The organism is Aneurinibacillus migulanus (genome assembly GCF_001274715.1).
In the GTDB taxonomy this organism is placed as follows: Bacteria; Bacillota; Bacilli; order Aneurinibacillales; family Aneurinibacillaceae; genus Aneurinibacillus; species Aneurinibacillus migulanus.
This window is the reverse complement of the sequence record NZ_LGUG01000004.1, coordinates 4,383,110-4,408,059: the sequence shown is the minus strand read 5'-3', so window position 1 is coordinate 4,408,059 and position 24,950 is coordinate 4,383,110. Positions and strand designations below refer to the sequence as shown.

The 24,950-nt window shown below is 42.0% G+C and carries 22 protein-coding genes, 1 pseudogene and 1 riboswitch; of the genes and pseudogenes, 15 read left to right on the top strand and 8 right to left on the bottom strand.

The annotated features are described in order from the left end of the window. Positions 1-86: 86 nt before the first annotated feature. From AF333_RS22960 to AF333_RS22935, 6 genes and pseudogenes are all read left to right on the top strand, one after another. Positions 87-2,498, top strand: a complete 2,412-nt coding sequence (locus AF333_RS22960; protein ID WP_080787904.1) for a heavy metal translocating P-type ATPase — start codon at positions 87-89, stop codon at positions 2,496-2,498. 67 nt (positions 2,499-2,565) lie between these two features. Next, positions 2,566-2,898, top strand: a complete 333-nt coding sequence (locus tag AF333_RS22955) for a metal-sensitive transcriptional regulator (RefSeq protein ID WP_043067790.1) — start codon at positions 2,566-2,568, stop codon at positions 2,896-2,898. An 11-nt stretch (positions 2,899-2,909) separates the two neighbouring features. Continuing rightward, a complete protein-coding gene (copZ, locus tag AF333_RS22950) occupies positions 2,910-3,110 on the top strand; it encodes a copper chaperone CopZ (RefSeq protein ID WP_043067789.1) in 201 nt (66 codons plus the stop codon). A gap of 89 nt (positions 3,111-3,199) precedes the next feature. Further along, positions 3,200-3,319, top strand: a pseudogene (locus AF333_RS32365) (four-helix bundle copper-binding protein); the annotation flags it as partial. 152 nt (positions 3,320-3,471) lie between these two features. After that, positions 3,472-4,173: a response regulator transcription factor gene (locus tag AF333_RS22940; RefSeq protein WP_043067787.1), complete on the top strand. Its 702-nt coding sequence runs from the start codon at positions 3,472-3,474 to the stop codon at positions 4,171-4,173. After that, positions 4,170-5,567 (top strand): sensor histidine kinase, encoded by a 1,398-nt coding sequence (locus AF333_RS22935; protein ID WP_043067786.1) that lies wholly within the window; start codon positions 4,170-4,172, stop codon positions 5,565-5,567. The genes AF333_RS22940 and AF333_RS22935 overlap by 4 nt, the downstream gene beginning before the upstream one ends. Before the next feature lie 98 nt (positions 5,568-5,665). On the opposite strand, the gene cydS is transcribed toward AF333_RS22935, so the two are convergent. The 3 genes from cydS to AF333_RS22925 are packed head-to-tail and all read right to left on the bottom strand — an operon-like array spanning position 5,666 to position 8,143. Next, positions 5,666-5,773, bottom strand: a complete 108-nt coding sequence (gene cydS / locus AF333_RS37720; RefSeq protein WP_407638662.1) for a cytochrome bd oxidase small subunit CydS — start codon at positions 5,771-5,773, stop codon at positions 5,666-5,668. 13 nt (positions 5,774-5,786) lie between these two features. Continuing rightward, positions 5,787-6,800 (bottom strand): cytochrome d ubiquinol oxidase subunit II, encoded by a 1,014-nt coding sequence (locus tag AF333_RS22930; RefSeq protein ID WP_043067785.1) that lies wholly within the window; start codon positions 6,798-6,800, stop codon positions 5,787-5,789. Next, positions 6,797-8,143: a cytochrome ubiquinol oxidase subunit I gene (locus AF333_RS22925; RefSeq protein WP_043067784.1), complete on the bottom strand. Its 1,347-nt coding sequence runs from the start codon at positions 8,141-8,143 to the stop codon at positions 6,797-6,799. Before AF333_RS22925 ends, AF333_RS22930 begins: the two co-directional genes overlap by 4 nt. A gap of 414 nt (positions 8,144-8,557) precedes the next feature. Between AF333_RS22925 and AF333_RS22920 the strand changes: the two genes are divergently transcribed. Both AF333_RS22920 and AF333_RS22915 read left to right on the top strand, forming a co-directional pair. Next, a complete protein-coding gene (locus tag AF333_RS22920) occupies positions 8,558-8,965 on the top strand; it encodes a hypothetical protein (RefSeq protein ID WP_043067783.1) in 408 nt (135 codons plus the stop codon). A 1-nt stretch (position 8,966) separates the two neighbouring features. After that, positions 8,967-9,629: a PspA/IM30 family protein gene (locus AF333_RS22915; protein WP_043067782.1), complete on the top strand. Its 663-nt coding sequence runs from the start codon at positions 8,967-8,969 to the stop codon at positions 9,627-9,629. A 75-nt stretch (positions 9,630-9,704) separates the two neighbouring features. Here the strand turns inward: AF333_RS22915 and spoIIP are convergent, their stop codons facing one another. Next, positions 9,705-10,694, bottom strand: a complete 990-nt coding sequence (gene spoIIP, locus AF333_RS22910) for a stage II sporulation protein P (RefSeq protein ID WP_235496896.1) — start codon at positions 10,692-10,694, stop codon at positions 9,705-9,707. 995 nt (positions 10,695-11,689) lie between these two features. Here spoIIP and AF333_RS22905 point away from each other — a divergent pair. Then, positions 11,690-12,172 (top strand): DUF4330 domain-containing protein, encoded by a 483-nt coding sequence (locus AF333_RS22905; RefSeq protein WP_043067781.1) that lies wholly within the window; start codon positions 11,690-11,692, stop codon positions 12,170-12,172. Positions 12,173-12,195: 23 nt separating this feature from the next. Next, positions 12,196-12,675, top strand: a complete 480-nt coding sequence (locus tag AF333_RS22900; protein ID WP_052812321.1) for a DUF4362 domain-containing protein — start codon at positions 12,196-12,198, stop codon at positions 12,673-12,675. 188 nt (positions 12,676-12,863) lie between these two features. Here AF333_RS22900 and AF333_RS22895 read toward each other — a convergent pair whose 3' ends face one another. Continuing rightward, a complete protein-coding gene (locus tag AF333_RS22895; RefSeq protein WP_043067780.1) occupies positions 12,864-13,271 on the bottom strand; it encodes a hypothetical protein in 408 nt (135 codons plus the stop codon). Positions 13,272-13,995: 724 nt separating this feature from the next. Here AF333_RS22895 and AF333_RS22890 point away from each other — a divergent pair. The 3 genes from AF333_RS22890 to AF333_RS22880 all read left to right on the top strand — a co-directional run bounded on the left by AF333_RS22890 (position 13,996) and on the right by AF333_RS22880 (position 17,708). Continuing rightward, positions 13,996-14,259, top strand: coding sequence for a CD3324 family protein (locus AF333_RS22890; protein WP_043067779.1), 264 nt, complete (start codon positions 13,996-13,998; stop codon positions 14,257-14,259). A gap of 755 nt (positions 14,260-15,014) precedes the next feature. After that, positions 15,015-16,184, top strand: coding sequence for a bis-aminopropyl spermidine synthase family protein (locus AF333_RS22885; RefSeq protein ID WP_043067778.1), 1,170 nt, complete (start codon positions 15,015-15,017; stop codon positions 16,182-16,184). 312 nt (positions 16,185-16,496) lie between these two features. After that, positions 16,497-17,708, top strand: a complete 1,212-nt coding sequence (locus tag AF333_RS22880; RefSeq protein WP_043067777.1) for an MFS transporter — start codon at positions 16,497-16,499, stop codon at positions 17,706-17,708. An 89-nt stretch (positions 17,709-17,797) separates the two neighbouring features. Here the strand turns inward: AF333_RS22880 and AF333_RS22875 are convergent, their stop codons facing one another. From AF333_RS22875 to proV, 3 genes are read right to left on the bottom strand one after another with little or no spacing between them, the layout of a single operon-like run. After that, complete coding sequence (locus AF333_RS22875; RefSeq protein ID WP_043067776.1) at positions 17,798-18,697, bottom strand: glycine betaine ABC transporter substrate-binding protein; 900 nt, start codon at positions 18,695-18,697, stop codon at positions 17,798-17,800. After that, entirely contained in the window at positions 18,690-19,544 is an 855-nt protein-coding gene (locus tag AF333_RS22870; RefSeq protein ID WP_043067775.1) for an ABC transporter permease, read from the bottom strand. Before AF333_RS22870 ends, AF333_RS22875 begins: the two co-directional genes overlap by 8 nt. Continuing rightward, a complete protein-coding gene (gene proV, locus AF333_RS22865) occupies positions 19,545-20,804 on the bottom strand; it encodes a glycine betaine/L-proline ABC transporter ATP-binding protein ProV (RefSeq protein WP_043067774.1) in 1,260 nt (419 codons plus the stop codon). It abuts the gene before it with no gap. Positions 20,805-21,254: 450 nt separating this feature from the next. Beyond that, positions 21,255-21,456: riboswitch (cobalamin riboswitch) on the top strand. 166 nt (positions 21,457-21,622) lie between these two features. Between proV and AF333_RS22860 the strand changes: the two genes are divergently transcribed. Together AF333_RS22860 and AF333_RS22855 are read left to right on the top strand one after the other, a co-directional pair. Further along, complete coding sequence (locus AF333_RS22860; RefSeq protein WP_043067773.1) at positions 21,623-23,884, top strand: ribonucleoside-diphosphate reductase subunit alpha; 2,262 nt, start codon at positions 21,623-21,625, stop codon at positions 23,882-23,884. Between the two features lie 29 nt (positions 23,885-23,913). Further along, complete coding sequence (locus AF333_RS22855) at positions 23,914-24,945, top strand: ribonucleotide-diphosphate reductase subunit beta (RefSeq protein ID WP_407638661.1); 1,032 nt, start codon at positions 23,914-23,916, stop codon at positions 24,943-24,945. Positions 24,946-24,950: the final 5 nt, after the last annotated feature.

Here is a 24,950-nt window from a genome sequence, read left to right as displayed (position 1 = left end):
GTCTAACTATTAATGGGCGGTAAAACCCCTACTGATGGAAAATTTACTTTATACTATACAAGGGTATAGTTTTGGAGGCGATGAAAATGTCTGATACGAAGCAGACTACTCTTCAAATCAGCGGGATGACCTGTGCAGCGTGTGCAAGCCGTATCGAGAAAGGACTAAACAAGCTGGAAGGCGTAACAGAGGCGAACGTAAATTTTGCGTTGGAGAAAGCAACGGTTACGTACCAGCCGGATAAAGTATCTTCCGCGCAGATGGAAGAGCGGATTGAAAAATTAGGATACAGCATGGTGAAAGAGCAGATTGATTTGCAGCTGACAGGTATGACGTGTGCAGCATGTGCAAACCGGATCGAGAAGGGCTTAAGTAAAATGCCGGGCGTGGCATCGGCCAGCGTAAATTTTGCTTTAGAAACCGCGCACGTAGAGTACAATCCTTCGGAAGTGTCGGCTGATGACATGATACGCAAAGTGGAGAAGCTCGGATATGGAGCAAGCGCAAAAGACGAACAGACAACGGAAAATGCGGACCATCGTCAGAAAGAAATCAAGCGACAAAAACAAAAGTTTATTGTGTCGGCGATTCTTTCCTTGCCGCTGTTATGGTCAATGGTTGGACATTTCTCCTTTACATCATGGATTTGGGTGCCGGATTTATTTATGAACCCATGGTTTCAGCTTATACTCGCAACACCTGTTCAGTTTATTATCGGTGGTCAATTTTATATTGGTGCCTATAAAGCTTTGCGAAATAAGAGTGCTAATATGGATGTGCTTGTTGCGCTCGGGACGTCGGCAGCGTATTTCTACAGTTTATATTTAACGCTCAAGTCGGTCGGCTCTTCTCATCACATGGTGGAAATGTATTATGAAACGAGTGCAGTGCTCATCACGCTTATTTTACTGGGAAAATTATTTGAAGCGTTGGCAAAGGGGCGGACCTCGGAAGCGATAAAAACACTCATGGGACTTCAGGCAAAGATGGCTCTTGTTATTCGGGCCGGGGAAGAGACGATGATTCCGGTAGAAGAAGTAGTGGTTGGTGATACGATTGTCGTACGGCCCGGAGAAAAGATACCGGTCGATGGGGAAATTATTGAAGGTCGCTCTTCTGTAGATGAATCCATGCTGACAGGGGAGAGTATTCCAGTAGAGAAGCAAGTGGGCGCACATGTTTTTGGCGCCACATTGAACAAAAATGGGGCATTAAAAATAAAGGCAACTAAAATCGGTAAGGAAACGGCTCTGGCACAAATCATCAGAGTCGTCGAAGAAGCACAAGGCTCGAAGGCGCCTATTCAACGAATCGCAGACAAAATTTCAGGTGTTTTCGTACCGATTGTCGTCGGTATTGCATTGGTTGTGTTTTTCATCTGGTACTTCTGGGTGACGCCGGGTGATTTCGCAAGTGCGCTGGAAAAACTTATCGCTGTACTCGTTATTGCATGCCCTTGCGCCCTAGGCTTAGCGACCCCGACGTCGATTATGGCAGGTTCCGGTCGGGCAGCGGAAGCGGGCGTTCTATTCAAAGGCGGCGAGCACTTAGAAGCGACGCATCGGATCGATACGGTTGTTCTGGATAAAACGGGCACGGTGACGAAAGGAAAGCCTGAGTTGACAGATGTCATCGTAGAAGGAATGGAAGAAGCAGAGTTCCTTCGTCTCGTAGGTAGTGCGGAGAAGAATTCCGAGCATCCGCTGGCGGAAGCGATTGTCAACGGCATTCAAGAAAAAGAAATACCGATTCCTGCATCGGATACGTTCGAGGCTATTCCGGGGTATGGCATCCATACCGTTATTGAAGGAAAGCAAGTCGTTATCGGAACCCGCAGATTGATGGAACGATATAACATTAATGCAACACATGCTTTTGCACAGATGGATGAATTAGAAAGAAAAGGGAGAACAGCCATGCTGGTTGCAATTGAAGGCCGCTATTCCGGGATTGTGGCAGTAGCTGATACGATTAAAGAAACATCCAAAGAAGCGATCGCGCGCTTGAAGCAGATGGATATTGAGGTCATTATGATTACCGGTGATAACAGGCGTACAGCGGAAGCGATTGCATCTGAAGTAGGGATCGACCGTGTTCTTGCCGAAGTATTACCTGAAGGAAAAGCAGAAGAGGTTAAGAAGCTACAGAACGATGGAAGAAAGGTCGCCATGGCCGGAGACGGCATTAACGATGCTCCAGCTCTGGCTGTGGCGGATATTGGCATCGCTATGGGGACCGGCACGGATGTAGCAATGGAAGCCGGAGATATTACACTCATGCGCGGAGATCTGAACAGTATTGCCGATGCCGTATATATGAGTCATCGCACAATGGCGAACATTAAGCAGAACTTGTTCTGGGCCCTTGCATACAATTCGCTCGGGATTCCGATTGCTGCCGCGGGATTTCTGGCGCCGTGGGTGGCTGGAGCAGCGATGGCGCTAAGTTCGGTATCTGTTGTGCTGAATGCGTTGCGTTTGCAGCGAGTGAAGTTATAAAGTAAGCGGGGGTACTGCCTGTTGCACCAGGATAAAGGTTGAAGAGACCTAGCGAGGAGGTGAAACGATGGAACCGGGTATCGAACAATCAGGAGGTGGCGTGGAGGCTCACGAAGGATGTGAGCGAACGAGCCATCACTCCGATAAAATGAAAAGCAACCTTACCACTCGGCTGAACCGTATTGAGGGACAGATTCGGGGGATTAAAGGTATGGTGGAAAAAGATGTGTACTGTGATGACATTCTGAATCAAATCGCAGCAGTACAGTCTGCCTTGAATGGAGTTGGTCGTCTGCTGCTCGAAGGGCATATGAAAAGCTGCGTTATTGAACGCATTCAAGAAGGCGACCATGACGTGATTGATGAATTGTTGAAGACAATGAATAAACTAATGAAATGAGGGGGATACGTATGCAAAACGTAACATTGAAAGTGGAAGGCATGTCATGCAATCATTGTGTAAAAGCAGTAGAAGGCGCGCTTGAAGAAATCGGTGCTTCCGGAAAAGTAAACCTTGCCGAGAAGACGGTACATGTAGAATATGATGAAAGCAAATTGTCTCTTGAGTCCATTAAAGAAGCGATTGAAGAGCAAGGGTATGATGTAGTATAAAAACAGTGGTTCATCTATAGGAGAGCCGTGCTGCCGGGATGTCCCGGCAGCTTTTTTAAATGAAAAAGTGCATCCAATTGAACCGCGATTGCGCCGACATTTGTGAAGCGTATACAGAAGAGTGCGTCAAGCATAGTCATGATCATTGTCAACGATGTGCGCAAGTCTGCCGAAAGTGTGCGGAAGCTTACCGGAAAATGGCCGCATAATTTACTGTTACTAATGAAAAAGCTCCTTTGCGGCTTTCGGCCGCAGGAGCTTTTTAGCTATGCTGCAACTATCTTCACATTTTCTTCAAGAATTTTTGATGTAATGATATATGTGTAACTTTTAACAACAAAAAGAGGGGCGAGGAACTGCAATGGAGGAAACGGGAGTCATACTGATTGTAGATGACGAAAAGCCGATGCGGCATTTACTTTCATTGTATTTGCGCCATGCTGGCTACACTGTAGAGGAGGCAGCTTCCGGTCCAGAAGCACTGGCTGCCGTTCAGGACAAGACGTATACACTGATCCTGCTTGATATTATGATGCCGGAGATGTCTGGCTGGGAAGTATGTGAACGTGTACGAAAAATTTCGGACATACCCGTTATCATGCTGACGGCCAGAGACGAAATCAGCGATAAAGTGAAAGGCTTAAACATCGGGGCGGATGACTACATAACGAAACCATTCGAGAAAGAGGAGATGCTTGCAAGGGTGCATGCATTATTAAGGCGAAAAGGAATGTACGAAGGCAAAGCGGAACGAAAAGACAAATCTATGCTGACATACAAAGGCATTGTGATAGACAGTGAAACGTATGAAGCATTTTATGGACAGAACGTACTCTCCCTTACCCGTAAGGAATACGAATTATTGAATGTATTACTGAAACATCCCGGGCAGGTATTCAGCCGTGATCACTTGCTGGCCCTTGTATGGGTTAATCAAAATATTGAAGATTATCGCACCGTGGATACGCATATCAAAAACCTGCGTGAGAAGCTAAGAGTAGCTGGTGCGCCAGCCCATGAAATCATCAAAACTGTATGGGGAGTCGGATACAAAATCCAATGAAAATAAACGCTATCCTACAAGCCGTTCGGAACCGTGTGACGATTAAGCTTGGTCTTTTGTTGGTGTCCGTTTTTTTACTGATTATTTTTTTAATCGGTCACCTTCTGTACTCTCTTTTTCTTTCTTTTTACCTTTCGCATATTAAAGAAGAGCTGATTCAACGTGCCCAGAGCCATGCCAATGTGCTGAGCGATCATTTTGAGTCGCTCACCATTAATCATGTCATTCGTATGGAGAAGAACTCGAACCAGATGGTGGTTATTCTAGATCAACAACGCCGTGTCATTGCTAGTTCGGAAACGGTCACGCCGTTGCACAGACAATATTTGTCCCGGGCTGATATGAAAAAGCAGGAAGAGACGGCGATCGAACAGGATTGGGACACAAAACCGTTCCTTGTCTTTGAATCGCCGATCCATCAGGACGGCAGGATTGTGGGAACGGTTATGATGTTCAATTCGACGACTCCAATTCGACAAGCTGTTGATATATTGCGAGGAATGCTTGTTATTGCAGGGATTGTTGCTGTTGTCATCGTCGCGGGCGTTTCGTTTATCATCTCACGAATGATCGTTCGTCCCCTGCTTACGATGAAAAAAGCTACAGGTAATATTGCGCTTGGTAATTACGTAACTAAAGTGGATGTACAGGGGGGAGACGAGATAGCCCAGTTGGCTGCGTCCATCAACCATATGTCAGAGCAGATACGATTTTACCAGAAGCAACGCAATGAATTCTTAGCTGATATCGGCCATGAGCTACGCACACCGCTAACCTATCTAAAAGGCTATTCAGAGATTTTAATGCAGTCGCATGGTAGCAGCGAACACGTGGAATATGCAAAAACCATCTATGAGCAGAGCAGTCGTCTGCAGCGCTTAGTGCAAGATCTCTTCGATCTCGCACGAATGGAACAAGGCACATTTTCATTTCAAATGGAGTGTCTTTCATTGGAAGAAAGCGTAATCGAGGCACTTTCCCTGGCGGAAATTTCAATGGATGAAAAGGGGATTTATTTAGAGTACACTCCTCCTCCTTCTTCCTTATGCATTATGGGAGATCGGCAGCGTATCGGACAGGTTCTGCTTAATATTTTGGAGAATGCCAGAAGATATATTTCGGCTGGAAGCACAGTATTTGTAACGATAGAGCGAGAAGAAGAATACGCAAGCATTAAGATCAGGGATACAGGTCCGGGCATTCCAGAAGAGGATATTCCTTACATTACAGAAAGGCTTTATAGGGTAGAGAAGTCGCGTTCCCAGTCTACTGGAGGTTCCGGATTGGGACTTGCGATTAGTAAAGAAATCATTGAAAAGCATAACGGAAGGTTGATAATACAGAGCAAACAGGGGGAAGGGACGGAATTTTGCATTACACTGCCCCTGAAGTAGCGAATCGTATACACTTTATGCAAAACGATCTGAATAATAATAGCAGGATGCCCTCTTTGAAGAAGGCATCCTGTTTATGTTTTCTGTAATAAAGAAAACTACTCTATATTCTCCAGAAATTTGCCTTTGGCTCCCCAGATGAATACACCGATTATTGAGGCCGCTACGACAAGAATGGGGGCATACGTAATTAAGAATTGTTCCATAATATATTCCTCCTTATATTTCGCCCTTTACATATTTTTTGTTGAATAAAAACAGCCGCATAAGTAGATACAGAGAAGGCAGCAACAGCAATAAACCGGCAATAAAAGCGATGATAAGCGCAATGGCCATTGTTGGATTCGTAAATCCGTCATAAATGGTCAGATGCGGATACAGCAGATATGGATAGTGAGAGAATCCATACCCGAAAAAGGCGAACCCATACTGTAGTGTCACCAGTACAAAGGCTGTCCCGTACCGCTTTTTCTTATAAATCAGATAGACGGCCCCTGCAAAAAACAAAGTGGATAGCGCGAATACCCATCCGATATCGAGCATCCTGTCGAAGTGAACCGGATTGTGTTCTCTGAGTGTAAACACCACAGCAAATGCTGCCAGGATGGAAGGAAAGCTCCATAAGAGTGAATACACCCTGAGCAGGCGGGTAGCTTTCCCGTCTCCAGCCGCATGTGCATAATATGTCAGGAAGCTTGCTGAGATGAATAATACACTCACAATGGCAAGCAGTACGACACCCCATGAATACGGGCTGCGCAGCAGCTCCCCGTATAATAAGATAATACGGTTGTCCTGCATATCGATGAATCCGCCTTCAGATATCGTCAGTACGGTCGTGAATGAAGCGGGAATGAATATACCAGTCATTCCGTAAAGAAATGCATACCACTTATTATCTTTGACCCCATACGTACCAAAGGCGTAATATGAGCCCCGGATGGCCAGCAGAATAATGGAGATGCTGGCCGGAACGAGTAGAGCTGTTCCGTAGTAGTAGGCGGTTTTCGGGAAGAAGCCAACAATTCCTACGAAGAAAAAGACAAGGAATACATTCGTTACTTCCCATACGGGCGATAAGTATCGCTGAATGATTTTGTGAATTACATGTTTCTTGCCGGCCCAATCACTGTATGTGCTAAAAAATCCTGCACCAAAGTCAATTGAGCCAATGATGACATAGCCGAATAAAAAGAGCCATAGTACGGAAATGCCTACAAGTTCAAGTGTCATAGGTCTACCTCCCGCGTGCTGTTCATTCGTTCAACTTCCTGCTCTACAGGATTATTTTTAAACATTTTGCGCAGCACTATCGTACTTACGATGGCAAGCAAAGCATAGAGAATGATAAAACAAATGAGCAAAATATCTACATAGTCGGCTGTTGTCGCCCCTGCCGATGTTTTCATATATCCCCGTAGTATCCACGGTTGCCGCCCCACTTCTGCGAAAATCCATCCGAACTCAATCGCCAGCAGTGCGAGAGGACCGGAGAGCGCAACAGTTACGAGCAAAGGTTTACGGTACGGAGTTGATTTCTTGCGTTTATGCAGTATGACATAGATGAACGCAACAACGGTTAACAGAACACCGATGCTGACCATTAAGTCAAACAAGTAGTGAATATACAACGGCGGCAGCTCGTCCGCTGGAAATTCATTCAATCCAATGACTTCCGCGTTCGGATTATTATGAGCGAGAATGCTTAAACCATACGGTATGGTGATACCGTTTTTAACTTCATTATTTTCATCCAGTGTGCCGAACAGAACAAGAGGAACTTTTTCCGATGTTTCAAAATGCCATTCGGCGGCAGCGAGCTTCTCAGGTTGATATTCGGCAAGGAACTTCCCAGAGAAGTCGCCGATAATTGCTGTCGCCAATGAGAAGACTAGGGCCGAGACGAGCGTGATATGCAACGCTTTCTTATGGTAGACATGTGTACTACCGCGAAGAATGCGATAAGCGGCAATAGATGCTAGCACGAACGCCGATGTCATGTAAGCGGAAGCCAGTACGTGCCCGACCTTGGTCGGCATAGCTGGATTAAACATAGCAACTAGCGGCTGAATGCTAACGATGACTCCGTCTTTTAGTTCAAAGCCTTGCGGCGTATTCATAAACGCATTGACGATCGTAATGAAAAGCGCAGACATGGAAGAACCAATAACCACCGGAATTAATAGAAGAAAATGCTTCATTTGATTTTTGAAGCGATCCCATGTATACAGGTAAATTCCGAGGAAAATCGCTTCAAAAAAGAAAGCAAACGTTTCAAGAAACAGCGGCAAACTGATAACCTGACCAGCCAGCTCCATGAAGTTCGGCCACAGCAAGCTGAGTTGCAGACCAATGGCCGTTCCTGTTACGACTCCAACCGCAACCGTAATAACGAATCCTCTGGTCCAGCGGCGCGCCAATAAAATATAGTGTGGATCATTTTTCTTAATACCGATCCATTGAGCGAGAGCGATCAGCAGTGGAACGCCGACCCCGATTGTTGCAAACAGGATATGAAAAGCGAGTGTTACTTCTGTCAGTATTCGGCTGTATAGCACAGCATCATAAGTAAACAACGTATTCTTCCCTCCTTCCTACCGGAACAGTCGGCTTATAAGAGAAAGAAACATCACGACAGCCACCGTTACGGAAGCGATGAGTAAATATTTTTCTTGCTTTTGAATCATGAGGACTCCTCCTTTACCCCCTGGGGTTACAACTATATTGTACAAAACAAGTAAGGGAGAATTGTGTGGAAAGGGTGGCGACTTTTCGAAGGTTATGTTGCCATTGTGTGAATGTTGTTTTTTATTGTAAATAGTCACTTTTTCGCCATATTGTAGCGTCATAACGATTAAAAAAGCACAAACTTGTTCGCAAAAGTGCTTGTTTTTGATAATTCACCACAATTTTTTGATATTCATTCCGTATTTTACATTCATTATTAAGACATCAACATAAGTCTACTTTTTTGAAGGAGATGGACAATTATGAAGAAGAAATTGCTGAAAGGTCTGATGTGGTCTGTAGCGGTTATCTTTATAGTAGCTGCTGTTTTGTCCTTAGTAGAAGGACAAGGTATGTATATGAGACCTTATCATGGACATTACATGGGGCCGGGAGGATATTATGGCCAATCCTATTTTATAGTTGGATACAGGCCGATAGGGTTAGAGCTTCTCCATCTTATAGGTAATCTTCTATCTATTGCCTTCTGGATGGCTGCTATTATTCTCTTTATCGGATGGCTTCACAAGAGAGCAAACTCGTATCGCCCTTCGAGTCATTCGATAATGGAAGCATCTCGTTCCTATCATGCGCATAGACAAAGTCCGCATCATGTCGATTTCTTAGATGAGTGGGAAAAAAATCAACAAAAACATAAGGAGGAGCAGTAATATGAGAATTTTTAAAAGAATGAAGGATATAGCTATTGCTGAAATTAATGGGGTACTTGATAAGACGGAAGATCCCATCAACATGTTGAACTACTATGTACAAGAACTAGACGAGGAGATTCTCAAAGGACAACAGGCGCTTGCAAATCAAATATTTGTTGAGAAAAAACAAAAATTGCTACTACGTGAAATGGAAGAACTGATCGCCAAAAGGGACCGCCAGGCAAAACTCGCTGTAGAGCGAGGCGAGGAACAAATCGCAAAAGTAGCTCTGCAAGAAAAACTCATTCATGAAAAAAAGCTGAGCCTTTATCGAGAGCAATATGAAACAATTACAAATCAGACAATCATGCTGCACCAAAAGGTAAATGAGCTTAAAGACAAGGTTAATGAATTAAAACACAGAAGAATTCTCTTGCTTTCAAGGGCGAATGTAGCTTACTCATATAAACAGATGAACAATACAATGCTTTCATTCGATACAGATAAAACGGCAAATGGCTTTGCTCGTGCGGAAGAGCGAATTTTACTTATGGAAGCAGAGGCAGAAGCAAGCAGTTATTTATCTCGGCCATCACAAGCCCTTCCTGCTCATTCAATTCACGCTACGATGGAAGAAGAAGTACAAAGAGAACTTGAGAAATTAAAAGAAACAACAAGGTAGAATATAACCGTTGTTTTTACAGCCGACCTGATTCTATCCAGGCCGGTTATTTTTACTTTGTACTTGGAAGGCATCTCACCTTTTCTGTGCTGGAGAAGCTGGAGCATTTACTTTTTTATCCTTCTCAAAATATATGTCTGTAATCACATCTGCTAAGGCTGATATTGTATTATTTACTTCTTCTTGTGTATTGTCAATTCCACCTACTTCAATGAGTACGCTATTTGGTGAAAGAGATTGATTATATTCACCATTGTCTCCACGACTTCCTTTTCCTAATACACCCTTGGATATTTTTGGATATCCTTTATTAAGTCTATAGTGAAGGTCTTTTGCAAGGGCAGAATTATTTTTCCAGTCCTGATTTTTTAGCCCAATAATAAAGGACATTCTTGCATAAGATTTTCCATTAATCGTGGCGGTTGTTAAGCTTTTTTTAGCAGCATCTATATGAAGATCAAAAATATATTCAATATCTTTGTGCTGTTTCAATGCTGCTTTTACTGTTTTATTAGACATAGCATAGGAAAAGGCATACGGCTTCTCTCTTTTTTTAAGCATTTCTTGGTGATCTGTACCATCAACAATAGTCTTGACTCCCCTTCTTTCCAGCTCTTTTCCAAGCCTTTTGCTTACCAGTGTTATATTACTTTTAGAATCTTTCACATTTGGTTCTTTTGCTAGGTATGTCCAGGATTCTGTGTTATGTGTAGTGTAGATAAATACTTTTCCTTTCTCTACGGGTTCATCAGCATTTTTTGTACTTTCTTCCTGTGGATTTTTTACGATTTCTTTTTCCGTAGGTAAAGGAGGAGTTTCTAAAGAAATGGGTGATTCTGCCCTAAATTTATTAGCATCCATGTTTGCTGTTAAATCTACACCTTCAAAAAGGCTTAGTCCTGGTAATTCATGTTCTACAAGGCTTAGTTGATCATCTACATGAATATCTGTCATTGTTTTTAAAGAAAAGGAAAATACTTTTTCTAAAGATACAGGTTCTTCTTCTCTTATTGTGGAATAGGGTATTTCAAAACTTATTGCTTGTTTCAGAACATCTACAGACATATCTGCTGTAAATTCCTCTACGTAAGAAATGTCGGTTTTTAATGTGCAGATAAACCCGATTAAAATAAATAGGAGACTTGTACACAAAGAAAGAAATAGAAAGCTTCGTATATAACCGTCTAGATTAAAGAGGAAAGTTTTATTTTTCAATAAGATGACTTCCCTTCTGAGAATATCCTCTTATCAAACTATGTACAAGCAAAAAGGAATATGTCAAGAGTGTTGATTATCCAGTACGATCCAGAGTGAATTGTCACCACACCGTGCCCCAAACGGCGTCGGTTTGTCTCCCGTTGTGGTGGTTTTTTCCTCTTGGAACAATCAACACCCTTGGTATCCATAGATGGATAGAAAAGAATGGTGCGTTCGGCATCGACCGGCAACTGTACGATTTTAGGATTTACCCAGAAGCAGCGAAAGAAAAACACTATCCTTTGCGTTATTTTAGAGAAAGGATAGTATTTTTTGCTTTGCTGGTATCGAAAAGTTTTAACTGAATGAGCATATAGTGTTGCTACTATTAATTGAATTATTTTGAAAAAAAGGTAAAATATGATTTGGATACCGCTTCGATAAAAAATAAGCAGAAAACTGTGATCTTACTTTATTATTACTACCAAGACAAAAAGTTACTAGCCCGATTTGTTATGGAGGAGGAGGGCTTGGAATTTGAAAAGTTTTCTATTATATCATCGAATGTAAGAGTGCCTTAATAAAGATAGTACCTAATTTTTGAGGATTAACTAAGCTAAGAATTGTGTTACATAACCCATGTTGTATTGTATAGCTTAACGTGGTAAATCCGTATTTATATAAATTACACTTGATAGTTTGACAGGGTAGCGTGGTTGGAAGGAGGCGATTCAGAAAAAGAAGAGGTCTCTCACCACAAGAATATGTAAATTTATAAAGTGAGATGTATATAAATGAAAACTGAATTTCGATAATCTATCTAAATTACAATAATGGATATAGGATGGGGGCAGAGAATAATAGTGATTGATGATAAGGGAAAAATGTGGGGAAAGATAAATCCAATTGATGTATTATTCTTCATTTTTATCCTTTCTGGTATCGTAGCTGTTGGTGCGAAAGTGATGCAACCTGAAGCAATACAGTCAGCAAAGAAAGAGGTTGTGTACAGTTTGTATAATAGCGCTGAATACACGTTTATTGTTAAACGGATTAAGCAAGGGGATATTGTAAAAAACAAAGAGAACGGAGAAATAATGGGGGAAGTCATGTCCGTAGAGTTAAAGCCTGGTAAAAGCATAACAATAAAAGAGGATGGAACGATGAGAATAAGCACAGTCCCGAATAAATCATCTGCCGTTATTACCTTGAAAACGAAAGCAAATGTAAAGGGCGCAGAGTTGGAAAAAGGAACTGTTCCTTTGCTTATTGGCTCAAGGGTAGAGATAAAGGGTCCAAGCTATCTACTTGAGACAGTTATTAATTATGTCTCTTTCGAAAAATAAAGTGCGATTAAGGTGGAAAGCTTATGCGAAAAATAGTTGTTTTTTTAATCGCAATTGTGTTGATTTCATGTAAACATGAGCAGAGTCCTACTAACAACTGGAGTTCAACAAAACAGCAGGACGAAACAGGTTATCCTCTTGAAATGGCAATGAGGAGTGGGGATGTAGTTGGGGTTCATGGACAAGTGTTTAACTTAGAAAAGCTGGAAGTTTTTATGTTAAACGTACAAAAAAAGAAAGATTCAAATGTGAAGATAGTACAATATACGATAGAAGGAGATCCAATTTTCCGCGAGCTTGATTACGAGGGGGGCAGGATTCATATTGTTATCGATAATGCTGCTGACAAATTTACTGGTACAGGAAAAGGGAAAAGTAAGGTTACCTGTTCACAAATCAAGAAAGAAACTAGCAGAGAAAAAGCGGAAACACGTTATTTTCTAGATGGATGTAATGGTGAGTCGGTGGAAGTTCTGTCTACATATAAAAAACCAGCAAGGTAAGCCCTGCTGGTTTTTATCTGTAACGGCAAAATAAGTTTTGGATAATTTTTCCGAGGGGTATAGTTGATATAGGATAAGGACAAAGGAGAAGAGTGATTGATTTACCATTCTGTGTGCTTTCCATCTTGCGGAGATTTTCCGTCAGGACAACTAATACTTGACTGCTTGATAATAGCCAAGTTTTAAGATTAAGCATGGATCCAGTTTCTTTTATAAAAGAATGTAGCCAATAAGGTCAACATAAGAAGCACATTTGTAGCAATACCTATATAGGCACTATATAGCAATAGCTGAGGGTGTGGATTGCTGATTGTATTTTTTAAAATAAGAATCCAAATAAATAGGTAAAAGGCAAGAGCAGAAGTAGTAATCGCCATTTTATGTCCGTTATTTGTTTTGAATTTTAAAATGATATAGGCTGCTGATAAAATAAATATCCATACCGAAAAATAAAGAAAATCATCAAATTCTTCTTTGCTTATGACAATAGGGATATCGGCACCTAGCATCATTTTAAAGGAAATTTGTATAAGCAAAGTACAGAGTAAAAATATGAGAAATATCCAATCAATTACGGAACTAATATGATTTTTCAAGACCATCCCTCTCTTTTTTTTCCTTATTTTAGCATGAAGTGCAAGGAGAAAAATACGTATCTGGGAGATGAGGTAACATAAAAATACAAGGGTGTTGATTATCCAGTACGATCCAGAGTGAATCGTCACCACACCGTGCCCCAAACGGGCGTCGGTTTGTCTCCCGCATGGAAGCGGCCCTACGCTCGGGGTGCTATACATGCTCCTGCTTGGATTGTTGACTATGTATTTTCATTCAGGAAAAATCTATTTGCCTACAAAAATCAGCCTTGGTATTGCTGGTTTATCGTAACAGTAGGTGTATTCAGTCCGTGGTATGGCATAGGAATAGGAATGTTAGCAGCAAATCTATTTGTCTGTACTCTTGTTGTATTTATTTTTGCCTTTATATTAAAACGTGTTAAAAAATAAGCTTGAACATAAAACAGCCGAATCCAAACGGATTTGCAAGCAACAGAATGCAATAAGGTTCAATTTATTCTATAATAATGAGATTAAAAGCATGATTAATTTGGATGTCGGGGAGGTGGTTAAGAATGGTAGCTGAGATTAGATTGCCAGATTCTGCAACGTCTCATGCAAAGCCTGGTATTGGAGGCGATACTTTGCATGGGGTGGACTTTAATCTAAAATAAAATCGCCCAAGTAAGCATATATCATTTCTAATACGGTTGGCTTTGCACCTTATTTTTATTTTTGAAAAAAGAATAAGGGGCTGGCAGAAATGAAATATGTAAAAGCAACCACTATTTTACCTGAAGAGCTAGTATTAGAAATCCAAAAGTATGTTCAAGGAAAAACCATTTATATTCCTAAACAAAAAACGACATATCAAAAATGGGGTACACTTTCTGGAGGAAGAAAATTGATTGATGACAGAAATGTCTCCATTAAAAATGCTTTTAAAAATGGCAGGACTTTTAATCAACTAGCTGAGGAATATTTTCTCTCAATAGAAACGATAAAGAAAATTGTTTACTCTGAATAAATAGACAGAAGCACTGATGATCTTGAGTATCGATCATCAGTGTTTTTTATATGTCGAGTTTGCTTCTTAGTTATTTTCTACATTTAATAAAATAAGCCAACATTTTAAATTGAAAAGGAAGGATATCTCTTTAGTGAAGGTTTTAGACAGGAAAATTTAAAGTTAGATTCATTGTGTGGGGGGAAAGCTAGCCGACTTTGTTGTATTGTCCAACAGTCCGATTGAAGTGTGTGAAACATGGATTTCCGGGGAGCCAGTTTTCGTGAACCCTTCTACAGTGAATTACCCTTGATTTTCTAATATTTTCAAATTATAATGAGATTAACTTTAAAAATAGGGGTTGTCTTGATGTCGGTATTGGTTCTTAACTAATTAATCAATTTCATATGGTTCATTCTGTTCCTTTAGCAAAAATCCACTTTTCCAGTGGTTTATTTGCTGTGGATAAAAACAGGTGAACTGATACTAGTTAAGAACACAACGGCCATCCATTATATGTAATTGACTGCGGACAGTCGTGCTCTTATGCACGGCTTTGTTTTTTATACGTATGTCGGGAGAAGGTTTCTTTTATTACCTGTTGTATCCTGGCAAGAACTTGCTTTGCAGCCAATTCCCTTAAAAGGGCAGAAGATGGACTAATTGTTCATTTTCTGCCTTTTTGTTGAGGTTTTTAGGAAAATATTTGTATTTGGCACATATTTTTCATAATGGGAATAGCGCGTTAAAAATATCGATGATAAGAGAGTGATTCCATGAAAAATTATATAGAAGAAACAAATGCAAACGTACGCCTTCAGGAAGGTTCTTGGGTAATTGAGCAGCTTTTAGTGGAATGTTATATAAAACCTGGAATTTCCACAAAAGAGTTGGCGCGAAAGACGTTTCTGCCTGTTCCGGTTGCTACCGCGATTAAGAAGGAACTAATTAAGACAGGAGTGTTAATGCAGGATCGGGGTGTGCATTGTACTCGTGAAGGAATTGCCTATATCGAAAATAAGTTAGGATATGGCGGATTAAATAAAGCTTTATATAAGAAACTCATGGCGAATGGGACGGATTGGAAAACAGAATTAGCGGATATTTTATCCATACTCACCGAACTATTCCACATGCGTCCACAAGTTAATGTGCAAATCGATCAGTCGAAGTGCACACCCGAGACTAGCTTGCGTCGGGCGATCCTTTGCTTAAGGGAGCATTCGCTAATCGGAAAACAAGTCTTGTGTGTTGGCGATGACGACTTGGTTAGTGTGTCGCTTGGTTTTCTACTGAAACGCTTGTTTCCCAATACAAGGAATCAAAGGGCGTCGATTAGCGTTGTAGATATTGATGATCGATTCCTGCAATACATTCGTGACATAGCAGAGCGAGAGGGATTAGCGGTTATGTGTCACAACATAGATTTGCGACAACCACTTCCAGAGGAATTGCATGGACAATACGATTGCTTTTTCACGGACCCGCCTTATACATTACAAGGGATGGCGCTGTTCATTTCTCGTGGAATAAGTGCCTTAAAAAGAGAAAAGGGATTGCCAATTTTCTTGTCATTCGCACATAAATCGCCTGATTTTACATTGGCATTACAGCGTGAGTTTGTGGGTATGGGCCTATCCGTTAGAGAAATTATTTTGCACTTTAATGAATATGAAGGAGCACAGATGATTGGAAATAGGGGGCAGATGATCGTTCTTAAGACGACAGATTTAACATCGCCTAATGTTACCACCACTTTCGAAGATGCGCTGTATACAGGTGAGGTTAAACGAACGTTACGTACCTACCAGTGTAAACAGTGCAGAGAATCCATTCGCGTCGGCATTCAGGGAGACTTCTTCACAATCGAAGAGTTAAAAAATCAAGGATGCCCTGGTTGCAAAAGTAATACCTTTATTCTGATTGATAAAAAACATATCAATTAATGACGGATATCGTAGCCTTCATGATTAACAATTTGGAGAAGCTAAAATAAGGAAAGGAGAGGGATTATTCTGTTTTCAAAAGCTAAAAAGTAATAAAGAATAATTCAAAGCAGCTATCTTGATGCAAACGGGATAGCTGCTTTTGCCTGCCATGTATGTTATCAGACATGTAAGATTTCTTCATTTGGGCCTGGATGAAACTAATGATTGAACAATGCAAAACAATATAATAGAATGAAAAAGCTGATTATTGAGCCGGTTGGATTGAACGGAGGTTTTGCACATTAAACGATTGGATGGGGAAAAAACGTAATGTCTACAACGAAACAAAAAAATAAGCCGTTATTTATTCTGATGCTCAATATGTTCATCGGCATGGTTGGTATCGGGTTAATCATTCCTGTTTTGCCCGCGTTTTTGACCGAGTTTGGGGCAAGCGGTCAAGCAATGGGGTATCTGGTGGCGGCTTTTGGATTGACTCAGTTTGCTTTTTCTCCTATTGTAGGGGAGCTATCAGATAAATACGGCCGGAAGATGATGATCGTATTGGGGCTTTTCACGTTTGGTGTTTCACAATGGATATTCGGGGTTGCAACCGAAATGTGGATGCTGTATGCTTCGAGACTTCTAGGCGGAGCTGGTGCTGCTTGTATGATTCCGCCCATGTTGGCCTATGTTGCGGATATTACGACGGAAGAGAAACGAGCCAAAGGACTTGGCTTGCTTGGAGCAGCGATGTCGCTCGGATTCGTTATCGGTCCCGGCATTGGCGGTTTCCTTGCTGAATATGGAGTTCGGTTTCCTTTTTATATAGCGGCAGCTGTAGCTGGAATATCAACCGTCATTTCTCTTTTGTTCTTGCCGGAAACATTAACAAAGGAATTGCAGATGAAAGCAAGAGCTTCAGAAAAAAAGCGCGAAAGTATGATTACACAATTCATACTGTCATTTAAAGCCCCTTATCTCATGCTGTTAATTCTCATTTTTACACTTACTTTCGGATTGGCAAACTTTGAGGCGATTTTTGGCTTGTTTGTTGATCAAAAATATGGATTTACGCCAAAGGATATCTCCATTATTATTACCGTTGGTGCTTTGCTTGGCACGCTCATCCAAGCCGTAGTCATTGACCGGCTTGTCCAGCGTTTCGGCGAAGAAAAAATTGTGAACATCTCTTTTGTTTTATCAGCAGTCTCGCTTTTGCTTATGGTATTACCCGGCAACTTCTGGTCCATTCTTGCAATTACACTGCTCTTCTTTGCCGCGACGTCCCTTTTGCGTCCGGCGATTAACACGCTATTGTCGAAGATGGCAGGGGATGAACAAGGATTTGTTGCAGGAATGAATAATGCGTATATGAGCCTTGGAAACATCATCGGCCCTTCGATTGCGGGAATATTGTACGATGTTAATATTCATTTGCCTTACATGTTTGGGGCGGTAATTTTATTTGGTAGTGTAATCCTCTCAGTAGGGTGGAGTAAAAGAAGAGCGAGAAAGCAGCCTTCGACAGCCGCCATATAATTTTTGTATACGTATAGAAAAAAACAGGCTTAAAACATTCAGTTTTTAAGCCTGTTTTGATATAAGTAAAAATATTTGCTATGCTGCTTTTATTTCTCTTTCAAATCTTCTATTGAAGTAATATCCATGTATTTTGGTACAACAAGACCGAGTTTGGTTCCTTCTAAATTGGTCCCAAGGTCTTCGAATTTCCCTTTAAATTTAGAAACGTAGTCGGCATGGGTAATCGGTAGCCATCCCGCTACATGTGCGTCTACACTTCCATCAGCCACTCCGGCCCACATCGGACCTGCCTCGACCTGACGCAGTGTTACGTCAAAGCCCATATCCTTAAGCACCTTCGCAATTACGTTTGTGCTAGCAATCTCGCTGGCCCAGGCTACATAGGCAATGGTTAATTTTTCGCCATTACCTTTACCGGCTCCGTTGGTCCATTTTTTTACGAGGTCATCATGTTCTTCGACCCATTTGGCAGCCGCTTTGTCTGGTGCTGCTCCATCTTCAATCATACTCATGACTGTTCCCATATCTTCCGAGGTCCAATGGAATTGGTCTAAAATTTTATATGCGTTTGGATGCTCTTCTTTTAATCCGTTACGGGCAATCGTATGAATATTTTCTGCCTCTCCATAAACGCCTTTTGGATCTTCCAAGTATTTCAAATCGAATTTCGAGAACATCCAATGCGGTGTCCAGCCTGTAACGATAATCGGTTCTTTTTTATCATACGCTTTTTTTAATGCGGCCGTCATGGCTGCACCGGAGCCTTCAACAAGGTTCCATTTCTCGAGGCCGTACGTATCGATTGCCTTGGTTGTCGCTTTCATAAGGCCGGCACCTGGATCGATTCCGACGATTTTATAATTTACGCTTTCTCCGACGGATGCCGGAGCGCCGTTTGTCGCATTTGTTTGCCCTGAGCCACCACATGCAGTTAGACTGAGAGCCAGCAAGGCTGGCGTTATCATACAGATTAATTTTTTAAACATTTTGAATGTCCCCCTTTTTCTTTTTCCCCATGTTTTGTGTGATGCGATCAAGTATGATTGCGATAATAACGATAGCAAGACCAGCCTCAAACCCAACACCGGTTTGAATTTGGGTAACTGCTCTGTATACTTCTGCACCTAACCCGGGAGCGCCTACCATAGAAGCGATAACGACCATGGATAATGCCAGCATAATGCTTTGATTGATACCGGCCATAATGGTCGGCATAGCAAGCGGGAGCTGTACCTTTAGCAAGCGTTGCTTTGTAGTTGAACCAAATGCTTCTGTTGCTTCAATTAAATCCGCGGGTACTTGCTGAATGCCGAGGATCGTTAGACGAATCGTTGGCGGCATTGCAAAAATTACAGATGCTACAACCCCTGGTACAACGCCGATACTGAAAAAGAAGATAGCGGGCAATAAATAGACAAAGGCAGGCATCGTCTGCATAAAGTCAAGAATCGGAGTTACGATTTTCTTGACGGACCCACTTTGTGAAGCCCAAATTCCGACAGGGATACCTATCAAAACCGATAGCAGAACGGACGTAAGGACAAGGGAAATCGTTTCAAGCATTTGTTGCCAATAGCCCAGGTTATCAATGAGAATCAACCCGACAAAAGTAAACAGCGCGATTCTCCAGTTACAAAGCTTCCAGGCGAGCAAGCCAATGATTAGGCTAAGCAAAATAACCGGAATAAAACCAAGCGAATTTCCAATTCCTTGCACAAATGCTGCAACGCCATTAGAAATCCCGTCAAATACTTCACCAAAATGGTCTGTTAACCAATTTACTATTCCATCCACCCAATCTGCTAGAGGAAGTTTCGGTAAAAAATCGTTCATTTACTTCACCTCCCTTAGAGGGGCAGAAACTGCAGCTTGTTTATCCGGCAGATCCATTTGATTGATGAACGCCGCGTTTCCTGCCAGTGCGCCAATCAATGCTCCGCGAATCACAATGCCTTTTAATCTATTCGTTTCATCCACGACTGCAACCGGGATTTTAGCGATAGACACTTTTTCGAATAAATCCGTTAACAGATCATCCACTTTAACCGTAGGAATGTCTTTAAATAGTATGCTTTCCAGTGGAAGGTTTTTTTCGATCGCCTCTTTCGCACCGTCTGCAGTAACCGCTCCTAGCAGTTTTTGTTTCTTATCTACTACATAAATAGACGAAATTTTTAGACTCCTCATGAGATTTAACGCCACTGTTGGTCCTCGTTCAACTTGCACCGTTTCAGCTCGTTTCATGATATGTCCTGCGGTCAAGACTTTTGATAAGTCTACATCCTCTACAAATCGTTCAACATACTCATTAGAAGGATTCAGCAGAATTTCCTCAGGTGTACCGATTTGCACGACTTTTCCATCTTTCATCAAGGCGATTCGATCCCCGATGCGTAGCGCCTCATCTAAATCGTGGGTAATAAAAATAATCGTTTTTTCCATGGAGGATTGAAGCTCAAGCAATTCATCCTGCATGTCTTTCCTAATTAAAGGGTCCAAGGCGCTAAACGCTTCGTCCATTAATAGAACATCCGGGTTGTTCGCCAACGCCCTGGCCAAGCCGACACGCTGCTGCATGCCCCCGCTTAACTGACTAGGGTATTGATGTTCATATCCTTCTAGACCGACCAACTTTAAAGCTTCGATCGCTTTTTGCCGCCTTGCAGTTTTTTCGATTCCCTGAATCTCCAGTCCGTATTCCGTATTTTCCAGGATGGTTCGATGGGGAAAGAGAGCGAACTTTTGAAAGACCATGCTCATTTTTTTACGTCTAACGTTTCGTAATTCATCTTTTGTCATGTTGACGATATCTTTTCCATCAACAAGTACATGGCCTATTGTCGGTTCAATCAACCGGTTTAGCATTCGGACTAATGTCGACTTGCCGCTACCGGAAAGGCCCATGATTACGAAGATTTCACCCTGATACACTTCAAAATTAGCTCGGCTCACTCCGACCGTACACCCTGTCTGTTGCAGAATTTCCTGCTTACTGCTGCCACTTTCAAGAAGGCGAAGTGCTCTCTTTGGGTGCTTGCCAAAGATTTTGGTTACATTCTCTACTTTGATTTTTAGTTCTTTTTTTATGTCCACAGATTCACCTCACATGTAATTTGACCGACTTTACCATTGTAAATGTAAATTCCCTGCTCATCAAAGCTCCTAAATCTGATATATCTCCCTAGCATTCGATTAAATATAGGCTAGGCCAGCCTTAGCTGGTAAATAGGTAGAAATTATGGCATATACTCTGTATCACTCCATATTCCTGCGACTTCTCATCATTTTTCCATTTAATGTAATATTTAATTTTGATTTTTTTGACAAAAATCAATAGGTATATAGGATTTTTTAATCGAAATTTATTAGGTTAGAGCATCATTTTATAGATTTCGCAAGTCTTTTATACTTAGTTTCTTCGTGGTAAAGTAGAAAACGGTCTTACAGCTTTACTCCAAGAGAATTTTATAATATTTTCAAAGGAACCAAGTTTTTTCTCTCTTGTTATAATCAAGATATTGTGTTATCTTTTAAATCAACAACTAAATATTGAGTTTTTATGGTGCGATTGACAAATGTACTGTCAATTGCTTAAAAGGGAAGTCGGTGTAATTCCGACGCGGTCCCGCCACTGTAAAGGGGAGCATGCTTCAATTATGCCACTGTGTTGCAAAAGCGATATGGGAAGGCCGGAATGCGCGCAATGATCCGAAGCCAGGAGACCTGCCATAAAAAGCACTGATAGAACCACGAGGAATGGGGAAGTGTAGACGGCAAGCTAAGAACTGGATAGGGAAGCGCAGCACGTCTGTCCAGCGATTTCGGCTGAATACGAATGAAGATGGAGCATTTTTTCTCATGGGAAAAGGTGCTTTTTTATTTCCATAAGCAATTCTAAAGGAGGCAAATATATGAGTATTGTAATAAAATCAGAGAATCGCAGGATGCGCTTAGACGAAGAGCGCCTTGGACGTTATATGGCCCGGCTGCTAGATGATTTTCCGCACCTACGTCAGGAGCAATGGATGGCTGGCGTACAAGCGAAAGTAAGCAAAGAAGAGATACAAGCGGAAGATATCACACGGGCGTTGTATACATCAGCTGTTGAGCTGATTTCAAAAGAAGAGCCAGACTGGACATATGTGGCCGCCCGTGCTTATTTGACTAAATTATATAAGGAAGCGGCACGTAATCGTGGCTATAAATCATATGTGGAGCAGCCATATGGTTCTTTCTACCGTCTGGTTAAGCAGTTGACGGATCAGGATATTTATAAGCGTGAGCTTCTTGATACATACAGCAAGGAAAATCTTGAAGAATTAGGCGATGTCATTGATTTTGAGCTGGATAAGAAATTTACATATATCGGACTGTTAACGCTAACGGAACGGTACTTAACGACCGATTTTTCGGGACGAATGTTCGAGCTTCCACAAGAACGGTTCATGATTATTGCGATGCAGCTTATGATAAACGAGCCGGAGGAGAAGCGGCTGGCTTTAGTAAAAGAAGCGTACTGGGCGCTTAGCAATCAGTACATGACCGTAGCAACACCGACGTTGTCCAATGCGGGAAAAGCGCGTGGCGGCCAATTATCGAGCTGCTTCATCGATACGGTAGATGATTCGCTTCAAGGTATATATGATTCCAATACAGATATCGCCCGCCTATCCAAAATGGGCGGAGGAATCGGGACCTATCTGGGAAAAATACGGGCTCGTGGCTCGTCCATTCGCGGCTATGAAAATAAATCGAGTGGCGTTATCCCTTGGATTCGGCAGTTAAATAATACAGCGGTAAGCGTAGACCAGCTCGGTACACGAAAAGGAAGTGTAGCTGTCTATCTGGACGTGTGGCATAAAGACATCCTTGCCTTTTTGGATTTGAAGCTAAATAACGGGGATGAGCGGTTACGGGCGCACGATGTTTTTCCAGGCGTCTGCATTCCAGATATTTTTATGGAAGCGGTAGAGAACAGGGAAGAGTTTCATTTGTTTGACCCGCATGAAGTACGACAGGTAATGGGTTATTCGTTAGAAGACTTTTACGATGAGGAACCGGGGCAGGGCAGTTTCCGCACAAAATACGGAGAATGTGTTAATCACCCATCCCTAAGCCGGATTACTGTTCCGGCGATTGATATTATGAAGCGGATGATGATTTCGCAGTTGGAAACCGGGACACCGTTTATGTTCTACCGGGATACGGTTAACCGTGCAAATCCGAACAAGCATCAAGGCATGATTTATTCCAGCAATCTGTGTACCGAAATCCTGCAGAACATGTCTGCTACGACAGTAAAGGAAGAAATGTTGGAGGATGGGGAGATTGTAATTCGGAAAACGCCAGGCGATTTTGTCGTTTGTAACCTTTCGAGCATTAATCTTGGACGAGCCGTACCGGACGGAGTGCTTGAGCGGCTAATCCCAATCCAAATTCGCATGTTGGATAATGTTATCGATATTAACAAAATTGAAGTGCTACAGGCACAGCGCACAAATAAGCGCTACCGTGCTGTCGGTCTAGGAACATTCGGGCTACATCATCTGCTTGCGCGCAAAGGAATTAAGTGGGAGAGCGAAGAAGCGGTGGCGTACAATGGGAGTCTGTATGAACGGATAAACTATCTTGCGATTCAGGCTTCGATGGAATTAGCGAAAGAAAAGGGAGCCTACCCTCTGTTTGCAGGCAGTGAATGGGAGAGCGGCGTATTCTTCACGCAAAGGGAATATGATACGGAGGAATGGAAGCAGCTTGCTGCGGACGTGGCGGAAAATGGAATGCGCAACGGCTACCTATTTGCCATTGCTCCGACCGGATCGACTTCTATTATCGCAGGATCGACTGCTTCGATTGACCCTGTATATGAGTTGATTTCATATGAAGAGAAGACCACATACAAAATCGCCAATCCAGCGCCAGATTTATCACCGCAGACGATCTGGCATTATAAGACAGCTTTCCATATCGATCCGCACTGGTCTATTCAGCAGGCGGCTGTGCGTCAGCGTCACATCGATCAAGGTCAAAGCTTTAATTTCTATGTACGGCCAGATATTCATGCGCGTGATTTCCTGCAGCTACATATCAGTGCATGGAAGAATGGACTTAAGACCACATATTATGTACGCAGTCGTGCGGTCGAGATGGACGAATGTGAATCGTGCATGTAACAAACGTGACAAGAGAAGGAGAATGAATAATGCTGAAAGTTCAGGAAGTATTCAATACGGAAGCGCCTAACCGGGCGACGAAGATTATTGGTGGGGAGTGCTCCTCCATCCTTAATTGGGATGATATCCGGCATCCGGAGATGTATAAATTATATAAAGTGTTAATCGCTAATCATTGGATTCCATCCGAGATTCCAATGAATAAAGACAAGCAGCAGTTTAAAGAATTAAGTATAGCCGAGCAGGAGGCGTACAAGAAAATCATTGGCCTGTTGGCTGTATTGGACAGTATGCAGACGAATTTTGTCACGGATGTAGGGCAATACTTCACAGACTCATCACTGGTTGCTATTGCAGCTATCATTAATCAACAGGAAGTTATTCATAATCAATCATATTCGTATGTACTCTCAAGCATTGCGGACTACCAGACCCAGAAGGAAGTGTTTGAGTACTGGAAGCATGATGACGTATTACGCCGACGCAATCTGTTTATAGCCAAAGTTTATCAACGCTTCCGTGATGAAAAAAGTCCACAAACATTTTTCGAGGCGATTGTAGCCGATATGATTCTTGAAGGAATCTTCTTTTATAGCGGTTTTGCATTTTTCTATAACTTGGCTCGCAACCAAAAAATGCTTGGTACAAGTCAGATGATTAGCTATATTCAGCGGGATGAAGCGCAGCATTCCTACTTTTTCGGAGAAGTGTGCAAGCTGCTGTTGGCTGATTTTCCAGAGTTAAACACAGAGGCGAACAGACAATATGTATACGATACGATCGATGAAGCGGTACAGCTAGAGGTCGAATGGGCTCATTATGTATTGCAGGGAATAGACGGCATCGATTTAAAAGAGTTCGCCGATTATATTAGGTTCATTGCTAACAAGCGTTTGCATATGATGGGGTTTGCCAAAGTGTATACAGGTGTGGATAACTGCATGCCATGGATACGTCCGTTCTCAGATGAGGCGCTTAATCAGACAAAAACTGACTTTTTCGAGGGCAAGTCCCGTTCGTACGCGAAAGTCACAACGGCGAACGGGTTTGATGATTTGTAATAAAC